Here is a 13,594-nt window from a genome sequence, read left to right as displayed (position 1 = left end):
TTGTGGGAAGGAATAGAACAATGAAACAAGCAGTTATCGTAGATTGCATCCGTACTCCCATGGGCCGTTCAAAGGCTGGAGTATTTAGAAATGTACGCGCAGAGACACTCTCTGCAGAATTGATGAAAGCACTGTTAGTGCGTAACCCTCAGCTGGATCCTAACACCATTGAAGATGTGATCTGGGGTTGTGTACAGCAGACGCTGGAACAGGGCTTCAATATCGCACGTAACGCATCTCTCCTTGCCGGTCTGCCCAAGCAGATTGCTGGCGTAACCGTCAACCGTCTGTGCGGTTCATCTATGGATGCCCTGCATCAGGCGGCGCGTGCCATCATGACCGGTCAAGGCGATACGTTCATCATAGGCGGTGTCGAGCACATGGGGCACGTCCCTATGAATCACGGTGTAGACTTCCATCCTGGTCTCGCTAATAACGTAGCAAAAGCCTCGGGTATGATGGGCCTTACCGCCGAGATGCTAGGCAAGATGCACGGCATTACTCGTGAGCAGCAAGATGAATTTGCCGTCCGCTCACATCAACGTGCTCATGCAGCAACAGTCGAAGGGCGTTTCGCTAACGAGATCCACCCTATCGAAGGTCACGATGCCGATGGAGCGCTCATCAAGGTTGAACATGATGAAGTTATCCGCCCGGAGACCTCGATGGAATCTCTATCGGGTCTGCGCCCGGCGTTCGACCCAGCCAACGGTACGGTAACGGCAGGAACCTCATCGGCGCTATCTGATGGCGCCTCTGCCATGTTAGTGATGGAAGAGGAAAAAGCCAAGGCGTTAGGTCTTCCTATACGTGCCCGTATTCGTTCTATGGCTGTTGCCGGTTGTGATGCCGCTATCATGGGTTACGGCCCGGTACCGGCGACCAAGAAGGCGCTTGAGCGTGCAAACTTAAGTATCGATGATCTCGATGTTATCGAACTCAACGAAGCCTTTGCCGCTCAGTCACTCCCTTGTGTGAAAGAATTAGGGCTGATGGATGTCGTCGACGAAAAGATTAACCTTAACGGTGGCGCAATTGCATTGGGTCACCCACTAGGTTGCTCCGGTGCTCGTATCTCTACGACATTGATCAACCTGATGGAAGCCAAAGATGCGAAGTATGGTCTGGCGACCATGTGTATCGGTCTTGGCCAAGGTATTGCGACTATCTTCGAAAGACCTTAATCAGCTAAAGCGATAAACTTTGAGCTAAATAAGAAGACCCTAGGCACACGTTCCTAGGGTCTTCTTTTATGACCCTCGTGGAACGCCTCCCTAGCAAGCCACAGAAACACAAGCACTTCCCCTTGAACAATTAATCAAATTCTGTCAAAACTAGTCTTCACAAATCATTATAGAGCCGATAGATGGAACAGGTATTACTCGCTGATAAGCCCGATGCTATTCCACAAATAGCACAATGGTACAGCGATGAGTGGGGGTATCTCGGGGGCGGTAGAACCACCGATGCACTCGAGCTTAAACTTCGAACTTACCTCAATCGAGATAAGTTACCACTTATGGTCCTGGCAAAAGGGAGAGAAACCTTGATTGCTGTTGGACAGCTAAGATACCAAGAGATGGATACCTATCCGGCCGACTCCCATTGGATTGGTGGCGTTTACGTAGAACAGACTCATAGAGGCAGAGGCATTGCACGACACCTCCTTGAAAACATCATCAGCATTGCAAGAAAACAAGGCATCACAAGACTCTACCTTCAAACAGAAGATAAAACCGGAGGGTTATATGCTCGAATGGGGTGGACTGCCATTGAAGAGGTCACTTATCATGGTGTCGACGTACTCGTTATGGTTAAACTCATTTAATAAATTCGTGTAGACACAACTTATGACTCCTGCAATTGACCTCTTAATAAAAGCAAACATCAAACATACGATTCATGAATACCAGCATGAAGCCAGTGCACAGGCCTACGGGATCGAGGCAGCGACAAAACTCAATCTCGATACAAGACTGGTATTTAAAACTTTAGTGGCCAAACTCGACAGTGGCAAGCTAGTCGTAGCGATTATTCCGGTTGAAGAGAAACTCAATATGAAAGCGCTTGCAAAGGTAGCTGGAGTTAAGAAGGCCGCCATGGCCTCGTCTCAAGAGGTCGAGCGCTCTACCGGTTATGTATTAGGAGGGGTAAGCCCCTTAGGTCAAAAGCGTCCCCTATTAACCTATATCGATACCTCGGCAGAGCAACTCGACCAGCTCTACGTCAGTGGTGGAAAGCGCGGCTTGGATATAGAACTGACCCCCTCTGCACTGCTAAAGCTGACGAGAGCACAGTTTGCCCCTCTCATCGCCTAGTGTTACACCTGAAACACTGGTACGGCTTCAGTCAAAGTGTTGTAGGAAGGACGGCTCAGGCCCCCCTCCTTGAAGACCTAAGCTGATTTTTTTGCTAAATTTTATTTTGATATAAAGAAATTCGCCCACTAACCTTCTCTAGATAATGCTTAGTTTCTTCGTAAGGTAAATTTTGCAGCAGATGTTGATACACTTCATCGGGTTCCATCTGATTAATCACTTTCGAAGCCTTACGTATATTGCGTGCACCGTCGGAGTTGAACGCTTTTGCGACATTTCCAGCCCCTGTATTGTATGCTGCAATTGTACAGTACATTCGGCTCTTCTCATTGATGATCGACTTAAGGTAGCGCTTGTCTAAGATATTCAGATATGCCGCTCCCGTCTCAACATTAACCATGGGCAGATATAACTCACTTGAGCTCATAGGCTCGTTGATTTTCCGAACAATTTGGTTAACATCGAACCCAGCGCTTGTAGGGACGATTTGCATCAGGCCATAAGCAGGAATAGGCGATCTAGCTTTAGGATCAAAGCTCGATTCAGAGTGAATGACAGCCATGATCAATGCAGAAGGTACTTGCCAACGAAGTCCCTCCTTTTGGGCAAAATCAACCACTTTTGCTGCACGTACACTCAACCCATTTTTAGGCAGGCTCACTCGATACTGAATCACCTTCTTTTCAGTTAATTCGGCCTGCTTAGCTGACTCTCTTCGCTCTTCATAAGCAGCATCTAATTTAACCAGTCTCTCTTTGGCAAGATCCACCAATTTATTCTTTTTCTGATCTGATACTCGTTCAATAACATCCATGGAAATACTATCTAGTTTAGTAAGCTGCGCCTTATCTAACTCCTTATCAATTTCAGATAGTTGAGCCTTAGTTTGCTCGATGATAACACTCTTAGCTTGCTGTTCATTACTGTCAGAAAAGCTCACCGGACTGCTCTGCAACTGACCACGTTCAACTAGGTCTTCAGCTGTCACTAATGAGAAAATATTCGACTTTTTGTTTTCGACTAAAGATTTCACTTCACTGTTTAGTTTTTGCTTGATTTCATCATCCGTAAGATCTTTATCGACGATGATTGAAACGGTTAACTCATTAGCTTCGTAATCAACCACAGATTTAACGTTTTTATCTGCGGAATACTCCACACTCTTCTGTTGTTGAGAGACCTCTCCCGTTCCCCATATAGCAATAATTTCCGCTCGATATTGATCAAACTCCTGTAGATACTCCACTCGCCAGTTTTCATATTCAGCCATATAGGCAAAAACGAAGTCACTGTATTCCCTATCTTGCCCCTCCACTGGTGGTTTACCCGCCTTTTCAATCTCAGCATCTAACTCAGTGAAGCTATCCGATGCTAAAGCTGATTGACTTAACAATAATGTGCAACCGATTAAACAAGCAAAGCGCAAATTCATATACAGCGTCCTTTCATAGCAATACAAAGTAAAATGGGCTGAAACTCAGCCCATTAAATTTAGCTTCCCTAGAACATTTAAAACTTAAAACGTAGAGCAAACTATAGTTTTTGTAGTGAGGATAAAACAGCCTCTAAATCTTCAGCTGCTTTTTTATTATTAAATTTATTCCAAAGTTGAGGATCTTTTTGTCCTGCGGCAGTAACGACTGCAGCCAAGTTAGCATCATAGGTCGCCTTGTCCATACCAACCAAAGTGTATAAACCACCACCTGGACTACGTTGTGTCACAATAACCCGGCTATTTGATAAGGTTCGGCTCGTTACGTTTTTAGTCACCGTTTCAAAGTATTCAGTTACCTCTTCAGATACTTCTTCAGTAGTTGAAACTATGTTTGCTTGGGTTGCTTGCTTAAATAGTGTATTAACATTCGACTCAAACTGCTGAGCTAAGCGAGCTCGAGCATCGTTAGTGGCAATGTCACGCATAATATTTAAACCAGCGACACTCTTTTTTGAATAGCCAACAGCTCCCATTTCAATGCCTTCAGGCATCACATCACATATCCAACGTGGCGCGCTAACTGTCACTGCATCCGGGTAGAAACAATCCAATTGCTGAACATTCTGAACTGTATCATTGCTCTGACAACCTGCAAGCATGCCGATAAAACAAGTAGTAATAAGTATTTTTTTCATGCTGTTCCTTTATAAACTCAAAGTGTTAGATAGAGTTTCCGATGTTGTATGACAAAGTTTTGAGAAAATAGACATACCATTACAAGCATCTTCAAATTTTACTTTTACCGTATCACCACGTTTTACCTTACTCGCCATATCAGCATCGATCATGACCCAGGAATAATTTGGCTTAATGCCGTGTTCGGCGTTATTGATAACCACCCCTTTACCATAGCCCCTCGACTCAACTTCTAACTCTCCAGCATAATTAGTCACTTTCTCGTGAGTACTGAAGTTAACGTCCCACTCAGGTAAAACCCCTTGGCTACTTCCAATATCTATGCGAACCATAGTACCGACTTCACATTTACGCATTTCAACGACACTGGCACGTGGTGCTAATAAGTTTTTTAAATCGTCATTGCGCGTTACTGCGTGCTTAGCAGCCTTAGAGATCATACTATTTATTTGATCTTTCGAGATAGGGCAACGTGAATCATAGGTGTCATAAGAGAAGCTTTCATCACCTACAAATTGAATCTGCTTCATCGTTATCATTTCAGGCAATGACACCGCTCTAATGCTGGCTTCTATCGTCGCCTTAAACGAACAAGCAGCGGCGACCATAACTCTTTTATCCTTAAACGGGTCATACGATTCATGAGCCGCTTTAAATTCTCGTGAAAAATCAGCCACACCAATATCACTAAATACTGCGTAGTCTGCTATCGGAACACCTTCAGAGCTATAACGTCCACTAGCTTCTGCAATCTGTAGCTCTGACTTTAGTTTTTTAGCTAGTGAACGATCGACTATTTTTGAGCCAGTCATATTAACTTGATTAGATAATGACTGATGAAAAGATGCAGTGATCCTTTTGGCTGTATCTGTTTCAAACTTCATATCTGGCTCAAACACCAAAACCTTAGTGCTAGCAGAGCTTTTAATTTGGTGGCCACTCATTGGCATTTCAACTCGCGTTGACGATGGGCAAACGTTAGTAGCCGTTGATTGGCAACCAGTAATCGTGGCAAGAGTAGCTAGTGTAACAAGTGTTTTCTTTAACATATCACATTCCATATTTAATGTTTAAAAATCAAAGCCTAAGGCTTTCCAAAAATCTTGTTCTTTTACCTTGGCAGAAAAACTGCGTGATACCCCTTCCCGAGCACGCTCAAAGCTAGTAACAGAATTGGCATTAGCAATAATTTCATTACTTGCCACGACTAAGCTCTTTTCATCTTTCACGATAAGGTTCACCCTTGCTGTCGAGACAAAAATATCGGCAATACTGCTATTATTCCAATGAGTGTCCAATATCAAGTTGTGGCTATAAGCTCCCTTTTTATAGTCCACTACGGGTATGTTATATTTTGAAAAAAGGTTAGTTAGTAAGTCTTTCATCAACTCCTCTTCCTGCCCTCCAGATATGGTAATAATGATCTGAGATTTCACACGACTAACGTTGGACTTAAGCAGAGGTAGTACTGTTTTAGGTTCATAATCATTAGGAGTAGAAAGCGCTGCTAACATAGAAGTCTTTACTGTTAACTCTTTTTCTAACTCTTCAACATTGCGGTTTTTCAACCACCAAACTAATAGATCTGTATGGGCCAGCGCACTTAACTCAAATTTTGCGTGTTCATTTATCTTGTCGATATCTGCGACAAGCTGGTTTCTAAGGCTCGTTTTAAATACCTTAGCCTCCACATAATAGAGAGGACCAACTTGCTCCGCCTTTGTGTATTCGACGCCACTAAGCACCAGTTCGGAAGTCTTGGTATTAAGACTAAAATCATTGAGTTGTTGGTAGTGATCACCACCATTGATATTATTCGCGATATTCCGGCTCTGACTACTCGAACTGACTTGAGTCCATAACCTCTGATTTATGGCACTTAATGCTTTCTTTTTAGCATCATCAAGTGAATTACCTTCCCCAACAGCCGTTATTGATTCTGGATAGTTTACATTCGGTGCTAGCACCCAACTCGGCGTCTTGGTGGTTGATTGGCACCCTATAAAGAGGAAAAAAATAACAACTAGTGACGTATTTTTACTAAACATAAATTATCCGATTTTTGGTTTCGGAACATATAGATTCAATAGCGCTTCAGACTGTTTACTCTATAAACTGACTTATTTGCTCGCTAATAGCGTCTTATGTTCAAAGTGTGTAAGCAGGCCAGAAACCATTAACCCTGGTTCCAACTCTGAAATCGCAAAATAGTTAGGTGAAAGAGTTCGACTCACAGTCAATAGGGCAAGCACATCCTCTTCACCACGATCCAGTGCAGTATTTAGCGCTTTAACCACTTCAGTTTCCCGATCGGTGTACGCCCCATAATTAACACTTCCAATCAGTAAGTTGTAAAACATGACATTTTTGCCCAGTTCATGAGACTCGGCGTAATACTCCAAATTATTGGAGTCAGAGTAGTAAGAGTCGACGACAGCATATGAACTCGCGATACTGCTTTCTGCGAGCTTTATATCTGTAAATGGAATGGGGACATTGAAATCTGGTATTAAGCCAATAATGCCATAGCCGGATAAACGTTGATCTTTAACCGCTAACATCAACTGATATTTGGCATCGCCATAATAGTAATAGGTTAAATAGAGATCAGATTTTGACTTCTTAGATGCGTGAGGTGCACCCAATATCGAAGTGATATAATCATAGGTTTGCCCGACATGTAGTTTAGACAAACGCTTATATTCAATATCGTTTGTCCAATGGGCAACAAAGAGTTCGTACCCCGAATTGAGAGCTTCTTTTGTATCGTTCCACTGCCCTAGAGACAACATTAACGCAACGACCAGAAATGAAGCGCTTTGAAGTTTAGGCCAAAAACCTACCTTTTTTTTGATATCACTCGCAGTGTTTTCCATGCTTTATTGCTATTAGCCATCCATTTTGACTACTGAACAATACAACATGAATAATTGACAACACAATTCAACCAAAGAAAAATGCGATCCAAATCAACTAGTTAGCACATCCTTCAAACAAATAATATATCGTGGCCATTCATTAAATAGTATTTCATTCTGTATAAAGCCTTGAAATCGAACAAAAGACCACCAAGCCTGCTCCGACCAGTTGAAAGCTTCAAAGTTCAACAATTAAAACATTAAACCAACAAGCGTATTTAAGTATGAGATTTGTTCTTCTGCTCGAAAAAGTTAAACAATTTCCTTGATAGCAAAATGGACGATCTCGACAATGAGGCCTGTACTGGCGTTCATTGGTTAGCGGTGTCTATGTATGTCAAATTGCCGCAATAAAAAGGTGGCACAGTTTGCCCCTCTCATCGCCTAGTGTTAATTCTCAAGTGTTCCACGTGAAACATACAGGCACGACTTTACCCAGACATGACTATCCTGGTGGTTTCACAGGTCTGAGCTCACAAAAGCTTCGCCGCTACTTGGCATATTTTTAAGGCTAGCGTAATATTAGCCCCCACTGTTACAGTGCAATTTCTTAGTAACTCAAAAATATTTCATTCCAGTCAATTAGGTTATAAACATGAGCGACCCATTTTCAGAAGCACAACACCAACTCGATGCTCTCGGACTTAGATGCCCGGAGCCGGTCATGATGGTTCGTAAATCAGTACGCAAGATGGCTCAGGGTGAAACACTATTGATCATCGCCGATGATCCGGCCACGACTCGTGATATTCCCAGCTTCTGTGAATTTATGGACCATAAATTGCTGGCCAGCCAAACAGACTCGACGCCCTATCAATACCTTATTCAGAAAGGCTTATAAGCCGAACAGAAGTAAGGATTGCACGATGAAGAAACTTATCGCTATCGGGTTTAAACCAGTCAAACAAGGTCCTATGACGTTAGTAAAATCTGCTGACGTCACTCAATCTCATGGTGTAGAACAGGACTTCTTTGGTCGTCCCGGCAAACGCCAGATCACGGTAATGTCTAAAGACCAATGGCAACTAGTTTGTTCTGAGCTTGATGCATCACTCCCTTGGACGACTCGCCGTGCAAACCTATTGATCGAAGGACACAGTTTCAGTGCCGCAGACAAAGGTAAATTATTACGTATTGGTAAACTCACACTCGAGATAACCGGCGAAACCGATCCCTGTAAAAAAATGGAGATAGCGCACGCAGGACTCGAAGCGGTACTGACACCGGATTGGCGTGGCGGTGTAACCTGCCGTGTATTAAGCGATGCCGTAATCAACGAAGGTGATCTGGTTCAGCTACTGAACTAACTCATGGCTCAACTCCTGTTTCCCGGCCAGTTTTAGTCCACTGACACTCTGGCCATAGTATTTCCTTAAACTCCCCCTCCCTCTATCTGTCACAAACTTTAGCGATATCAGTCGATATTCAAGCACGTTACTTGTTAACAATATTGCTACACGTTATTTGTGTTACTGATCACATAAATGTGCGATAAATGATACCAAATGTATATAGCATCCAAAAACTAAAAACGAGAAAAGCGCCACCAAAGCAGCTTTCAATATATCAACGATATGAAACAGGGATTCGAATGTTAAAACATAAGCTCACCCCACTATTTGCGGCCATAGCACTCAGCTTCAGCCCCCCTATTTTTGCAGAAGAAACCAAATCAGAAAAAGAGCCAGCCTGGCAGGTAAACGCTCCGGCAAATGCACCACTTGAAAAAGTGAATATCGATGTCAGCGAAGGCACCTGGATGAATGTTAGTGTCAGCCCCAATGGCGAACATATCGTGTTCGATATGTTAGGTGATATCTATCAGATCCCGATGAAGGGTGGCGAAGCGAAAATACTGGCCAAGGGTATAGCCTGGCAGATGCAGCCCGCCTACAGTCCGGACGGTAAATATATCGCTTTCACCTCAGATGAAGATGGTGGCGATAACATTTGGGTCATGGAAGCCGATGGAAGCAACCCCAGAGCAGTAACCGAAGAGACATTCCGCCTACTCAATAGCCCAGCCTGGAGCCCTGACTCTCAATACCTGATTGCCCGTAAGCACTTTACCGGCTCTCGCAGTTTAGGCGCCGGTGAAGTCTGGATGTACCATGTCGCTGGCGGCGAAGGCGTTAAATTAACCAAGCGTCCAAACGAACAGAAAGATCTCGGTGAACCAGCCTACTCACCCGATGGCCGTTATATCTACTTCAGTCAGGATGCGACACCAGGTAAAACTTTTCATTACTCCAAAGACTCGGTGAAAGGGATCTATAAGATTAAACGTTATGACACTCAAACCGGTGACATTGAAGTATTAATCGAAGGCACAGGCGGCGCGATACGTCCAACCCCTAGCCCTGACGGTAAGAAGCTTGCCTACATAAAGCGAGACGGATTTCAGTCATCGCTCTATATGCTGGACCTCAGGTCCGGAGAAACAGAGAAGCTCTACGGCAAGTTAGACAGAGATATGCAGGAGACATGGGCCATCCATGGCGTCTACCCGACCATGAGTTGGACCAGCGACAACGAAGAGATAATCTTCTGGGCCGGTGGTAAGATCAACAAGCTCGATGTTGAATCAAAGTCAGTCAAGCAGATCCCCTTCTCAATTAAGACCCAGCTCGACGTTCAACCTGCCGTTCGTTTTACGCAAGATCTGGACAAAGATAAGTTCGACGTGAAGATGCTGCGTATGGCACAGGTCTCTCCCGATGGTAAGAGGATCGTCTATGAGGCCTTGGGAAAGCTATGGGTTAACTCCCTATCTAATGGAAAGTCCGATGGTAAACGCACCCGATTAACTAAGCTGGATTCAGAGCTTAGAGAGCTTTTTCCTCAGTGGTCCCGCGATGGCAAGAGTATCGTATTCACCACCTGGAATGATCTGGAGCAAGGCAGCGTTCGCGTCGTCAGCCTAATAAGCAAGAGAGTGAGGACCTTAACCAAGGAACCGGGGAAATATGTCGAAGCCACCTTCTCACCCGATGGTTCATTCGTGGTTTACCGTAAGGCTAAAGGAGGCTACATCACCCCAAGGACCTGGTCACAGGAGACGGGTCTGTACAGGGTAGATATTAAAGGAAAGGAAAACATTAAGATCACTCCCGACGGCTACCAGCCACAATTTGGTGCCGAATCGGACCGAGTCTACTTTATGGATCATGGCGAGACTCCCGAGTTAGCCTCGATCAACTTAGACGGTTTCCAGAAACGTGTGCATTACACGAGTAAGCATGCCACAGAATTCCGCGTCTCTCCCGATGGCAAACAACTTGCCTTCGCCGAGCGTTTCAAGGTTTGGGTTACCCCTTTTGCTAAACATGGCGAAACCATAGAGATAGGCCCGAAAGCCAATAACCTTCCGGTCACTCAACTCAGCGTTCGCGCCGGTGAAAGCATAAGCTGGAATAATGATAGCGATCAGCTCTACTGGACCTTGGGCCCGGAGCTCTATCAAGTCGAAGTAGATACGGCCTATGCAGCCAAAGATAAGACAGCTAACGATAAACAAGCTAAAGCCATCGAGCCACAAATAACCGACATCGGATTCTCGCAAAATGTTGATGTTCCACGTGGAACAGTCGCTTTCGTGGGTGGTAAAGTTATCACAATGGAAGATGATAAGGTGATCGAAAATGGAATAGTCATAGTCAAAGACAACCACATAGTTGCGGTTGGTGGGGCCGATACAAAGGTACCCGCCAATGCTCAGGTGATCGACATCAAGGGCAAGACCATAATGCCGGGTCTTTTCGATGCCCATGCACACGGTTCACAGGGAGAAGATGAAATTATCCCGCAACAAAACTGGGAGTTATACTCTAACCTGTCTCTGGGAGTGACAACGATTCATGATCCATCCAATGATACAACAGAGATTTTTGCCGCTTCGGAGCAACAGAAAGCGGGTAACATCGCCGGTCCTCGTATCTTCTCTACCGGTACAATTTTGTATGGTGCCAATGGACCGGGTTACACCTCCCATATAGATTCACTGGACGATGCAAAGTTTCATTTAGAGCGCCTCAAGAAAGTTGGCGCCTTCAGTGTGAAGAGCTATAACCAGCCCCGTCGAAATCAGCGACAGCAAGTGATCGCCGCAGCGAGAGAACTTGAGATGATGGTCGTGCCTGAAGGCGGAAGCCTGCTGCAGCATAACCTGACCATGATAGCCGATGGTCATACCGGTATAGAGCATTCCCTACCTGCGGCATCTATCTATAATGACATCAAGCAGTTCTGGAGCCAGACCAAGGTTGGTTATACACCAACTCTGGTTGTCGCCTATGGTGGAATTTCGGGTGAGAACTACTGGTATGACAAAACCGATGTCTGGGCTCATCCGAGACTCTCCATGTATGTACCGGGTGATCTGCTACAAGCCCGTTCGATGCGGCGCCCTACTGCACCGGATGAACACTATAACCATTTCAACGTTGCTCGCGTGGCCAATGAGATGAACGACCTTGGTGTTAAACCAAATATTGGTGCCCATGGTCAGCGCGAAGGTTTAGCCGCTCATTGGGAGATGTGGATGTTTGCCCAAGGTGGAATGAGTAACCTCGAGGTATTAAAAACCGCGACCATTAATCCGGCTAAACATTTCGCCATGGATCATCAAATCGGTTCTATCGAGCAAGGTAAGCTTGCCGACCTGATTGTCATCGATGGTGACCCGCTGGAAGATATTCGCGTCACCGATCGTGTTGCCTATACTATGGTCAACGGCAAACTCTACAATGCCGAAACCATGAATCAACTCAACGGTGGCTCAAAAAACAGAGGAAAAGAGAGAAAACCATTCTTTTTTGAAAATCGCACCAATGACTAAGTAGCCCCGAAAAAATTGGTTTCAGGAAAATTTAAAAATTAATTAAAAGTCGGCCAAATTCAAATTTTTGCTGAAAACGTATTTGTAAAAGTATCATCGACAAGCAGAAACAAAAAGAGTGTTCCACGTGGAACACTCTTTTTTTAATTTTAACCACATTGAATCTTATACCGTGACGGTTTTCTTGATTGGTTTCAGATTCAAAGAAAAGGTAAGCACAAACCCAACAACCCCAAAAATAGCCATCGCGATAAATAGGTCGGCTTTAAGGCTATCAAACAGGTAGCCAGTAACAAAAGTAACTAATGCCGTCACCGCCATATATAGACCATTATACAAGCCTTGAAATTTTGCCATCTGAGATTCGGGAAGGTACAGCTGAATAGACTTAATTGCTGCAAGATGGGTCATAGCAAACGTCACTCCATGCAGCGTTTGACTTAATGCGATGTACAAGGGTTGCTCAGCGAGTGAGAGCGCTCCCCAACGCACAAGAACCCCAACACTGGCAATTTGTAGTAACAGCTTAGGCGACACATTACTAAAAGCTTTCTTAGCAAAGATAAACACCAGAATCTCACTGACTATAGATATTCCCCACAGGTATCCAATAACCCCTTCTGCTATACCTATCTCTTGCCAATATACGGAACTGAATCCGTAAAAAAAACCATGACTGCCCTGCAATAAAGATAATATCCCCAACAACAAGATCAGTTCGGCACCAAGCCAGTGCTTGCTATCTTCCGCTAACATTTTATGTTGCGACCGATCTGTTTGCAGATCAGGGCACCTTAGGGTTACCGAAAAGAGCATCAGGCTACAGCTGATAATGAGGATGATAGGCAAGACACTAATCGTCCACAGTTCAAAGCAATAACCACCAACCACAGTTGCGCCGACAAAACCTAGCGATCCCCACATGCGGGTCGGTCCATAGCTGAGGATTTTTCTCTTGTCTAAGGTGGCGATAATAGCATCGGATAATCCAAATACCGGTGCTATGGCGGCATTAAACAATATCGTTAATATCAATAGATGATAAAAACTCGGGCTCCAATAAACCATAGAAATGGCGGTACACAAACCCAAGGCACTGACCACTCTTAGTACATTTTGGTACTGACTCTCATGCTTGGCTAATATCCCACCTATAATGCTTGCCGCACAACGACTCATTAACCCCACGGCCAGGATAATACCTATGCTCTCGCTTCCCATTCCCTGCTCACTCAACCACAGTTGATAGAAAGGGAGGAAAATCCCAAAACAAAAGAAAAACTGAAAAACGTAGTTAGAACACCAAATATAGGCAGCGCTTTTATGACTCATCAACACAAGATCCAAAACTGAATAACGGCCAAAGAAGCGGTCTTAAACCGCCCCATCG

The 13,594-nt window shown here is 44.5% G+C and carries 12 protein-coding genes; 6 read left to right on the top strand and 6 right to left on the bottom strand.

The window, feature by feature from the left end; all coding sequences use genetic code 11:
- Positions 1-20 precede the first annotated feature (20 nt).
- The 3 genes from fadA (at position 21) to ybaK (ending at position 2,318) form a co-directional block, all read left to right on the top strand.
- On the top strand, positions 21-1,184 hold the full coding sequence (gene fadA / locus EKG38_RS21715) for an acetyl-CoA C-acyltransferase FadA (RefSeq protein ID WP_126523085.1): 1,164 nt from the start codon (positions 21-23) through the stop codon (positions 1,182-1,184).
- Positions 1,185-1,366: 182 nt separating this feature from the next.
- Positions 1,367-1,828 (top strand): GNAT family N-acetyltransferase, encoded by a 462-nt coding sequence (locus tag EKG38_RS21710; protein ID WP_126523084.1) that lies wholly within the window; start codon positions 1,367-1,369, stop codon positions 1,826-1,828.
- A 22-nt stretch (positions 1,829-1,850) separates the two neighbouring features.
- Positions 1,851-2,318 carry a Cys-tRNA(Pro) deacylase gene (gene ybaK / locus EKG38_RS21705; protein WP_126523083.1) on the top strand — a complete coding sequence of 156 codons (468 nt, stop codon included), beginning with the start codon at positions 1,851-1,853 and terminating at the stop codon, positions 2,316-2,318.
- Positions 2,319-2,412: 94 nt separating this feature from the next.
- Here ybaK and EKG38_RS21700 read toward each other — a convergent pair whose 3' ends face one another.
- The 5 genes from EKG38_RS21700 to EKG38_RS21680 all read right to left on the bottom strand — a co-directional run bounded on the left by EKG38_RS21700 (position 2,413) and on the right by EKG38_RS21680 (position 7,325).
- Positions 2,413-3,750: a transglycosylase SLT domain-containing protein gene (locus EKG38_RS21700; protein WP_126523082.1), complete on the bottom strand. Its 1,338-nt coding sequence runs from the start codon at positions 3,748-3,750 to the stop codon at positions 2,413-2,415.
- A gap of 101 nt (positions 3,751-3,851) precedes the next feature.
- Entirely contained in the window at positions 3,852-4,448 is a 597-nt protein-coding gene (locus EKG38_RS21695) for an LPP20 family lipoprotein (RefSeq protein ID WP_126523081.1), read from the bottom strand.
- A gap of 9 nt (positions 4,449-4,457) precedes the next feature.
- Positions 4,458-5,498: a hypothetical protein gene (locus EKG38_RS21690; RefSeq protein ID WP_126523080.1), complete on the bottom strand. Its 1,041-nt coding sequence runs from the start codon at positions 5,496-5,498 to the stop codon at positions 4,458-4,460.
- 21 nt (positions 5,499-5,519) lie between these two features.
- On the bottom strand, positions 5,520-6,497 hold the full coding sequence (locus EKG38_RS21685; protein WP_126523079.1) for an LPP20 family lipoprotein: 978 nt from the start codon (positions 6,495-6,497) through the stop codon (positions 5,520-5,522).
- A gap of 72 nt (positions 6,498-6,569) precedes the next feature.
- Positions 6,570-7,325: an ETEC_3214 domain-containing protein gene (locus EKG38_RS21680; RefSeq protein WP_126523078.1), complete on the bottom strand. Its 756-nt coding sequence runs from the start codon at positions 7,323-7,325 to the stop codon at positions 6,570-6,572.
- A 637-nt stretch (positions 7,326-7,962) separates the two neighbouring features.
- Between EKG38_RS21680 and tusA the strand changes: the two genes are divergently transcribed.
- The 3 genes from tusA (at position 7,963) to EKG38_RS21665 (ending at position 12,204) form a co-directional block, all read left to right on the top strand.
- On the top strand, positions 7,963-8,208 hold the full coding sequence (tusA, locus tag EKG38_RS21675; protein WP_012004159.1) for a sulfurtransferase TusA: 246 nt from the start codon (positions 7,963-7,965) through the stop codon (positions 8,206-8,208).
- Positions 8,209-8,233: 25 nt separating this feature from the next.
- Positions 8,234-8,674 (top strand): MOSC domain-containing protein, encoded by a 441-nt coding sequence (locus EKG38_RS21670; RefSeq protein ID WP_126523077.1) that lies wholly within the window; start codon positions 8,234-8,236, stop codon positions 8,672-8,674.
- Between the two features lie 284 nt (positions 8,675-8,958).
- Complete coding sequence (locus EKG38_RS21665; RefSeq protein WP_126523076.1) at positions 8,959-12,204, top strand: amidohydrolase family protein; 3,246 nt, start codon at positions 8,959-8,961, stop codon at positions 12,202-12,204.
- A gap of 165 nt (positions 12,205-12,369) precedes the next feature.
- Here EKG38_RS21665 and EKG38_RS21660 read toward each other — a convergent pair whose 3' ends face one another.
- Positions 12,370-13,536: a 3-phenylpropionate MFS transporter gene (locus EKG38_RS21660; RefSeq protein ID WP_126523075.1), complete on the bottom strand. Its 1,167-nt coding sequence runs from the start codon at positions 13,534-13,536 to the stop codon at positions 12,370-12,372.
- Positions 13,537-13,594 lie beyond the last annotated feature (58 nt).

It is taken from the genome of Shewanella canadensis (assembly GCF_003966225.1).
GTDB classification, from domain to species: domain Bacteria; phylum Pseudomonadota; class Gammaproteobacteria; order Enterobacterales; family Shewanellaceae; genus Shewanella; species Shewanella canadensis.
The sequence above is the reverse complement of the archived record's forward strand: the minus strand, read 5'-3'. Positions and strand labels throughout refer to the sequence as shown.

Coding starts and splice junctions, on each gene's coding strand:
- EKG38_RS21710 (WP_126523084.1), top strand. CDS start 1,367: ATGGAACAGGTATTACTCGCTGATAAGCCCGATGCTATTCCACAAATA.
- ybaK (WP_126523083.1), top strand. CDS start 1,851: ATGACTCCTGCAATTGACCTCTTAATAAAAGCAAACATCAAACATACG.
- EKG38_RS21665 (WP_126523076.1), top strand. CDS start 8,959: ATGTTAAAACATAAGCTCACCCCACTATTTGCGGCCATAGCACTCAGC.
- EKG38_RS21680 (WP_126523078.1), bottom strand. CDS start 7,325: ATGGAAAACACTGCGAGTGATATCAAAAAAAAGGTAGGTTTTTGGCCT.
- EKG38_RS21700 (WP_126523082.1), bottom strand. CDS start 3,750: ATGAATTTGCGCTTTGCTTGTTTAATCGGTTGCACATTATTGTTAAGT.
- tusA (WP_012004159.1), top strand. CDS start 7,963: ATGAGCGACCCATTTTCAGAAGCACAACACCAACTCGATGCTCTCGGA.
- fadA (WP_126523085.1), top strand. CDS start 21: ATGAAACAAGCAGTTATCGTAGATTGCATCCGTACTCCCATGGGCCGT.
- EKG38_RS21690 (WP_126523080.1), bottom strand. CDS start 5,498: ATGTTAAAGAAAACACTTGTTACACTAGCTACTCTTGCCACGATTACT.
- EKG38_RS21670 (WP_126523077.1), top strand. CDS start 8,234: ATGAAGAAACTTATCGCTATCGGGTTTAAACCAGTCAAACAAGGTCCT.
- EKG38_RS21685 (WP_126523079.1), bottom strand. CDS start 6,497: ATGTTTAGTAAAAATACGTCACTAGTTGTTATTTTTTTCCTCTTTATA.
- EKG38_RS21660 (WP_126523075.1), bottom strand. CDS start 13,536: ATGAGTCATAAAAGCGCTGCCTATATTTGGTGTTCTAACTACGTTTTT.
- EKG38_RS21695 (WP_126523081.1), bottom strand. CDS start 4,448: ATGAAAAAAATACTTATTACTACTTGTTTTATCGGCATGCTTGCAGGT.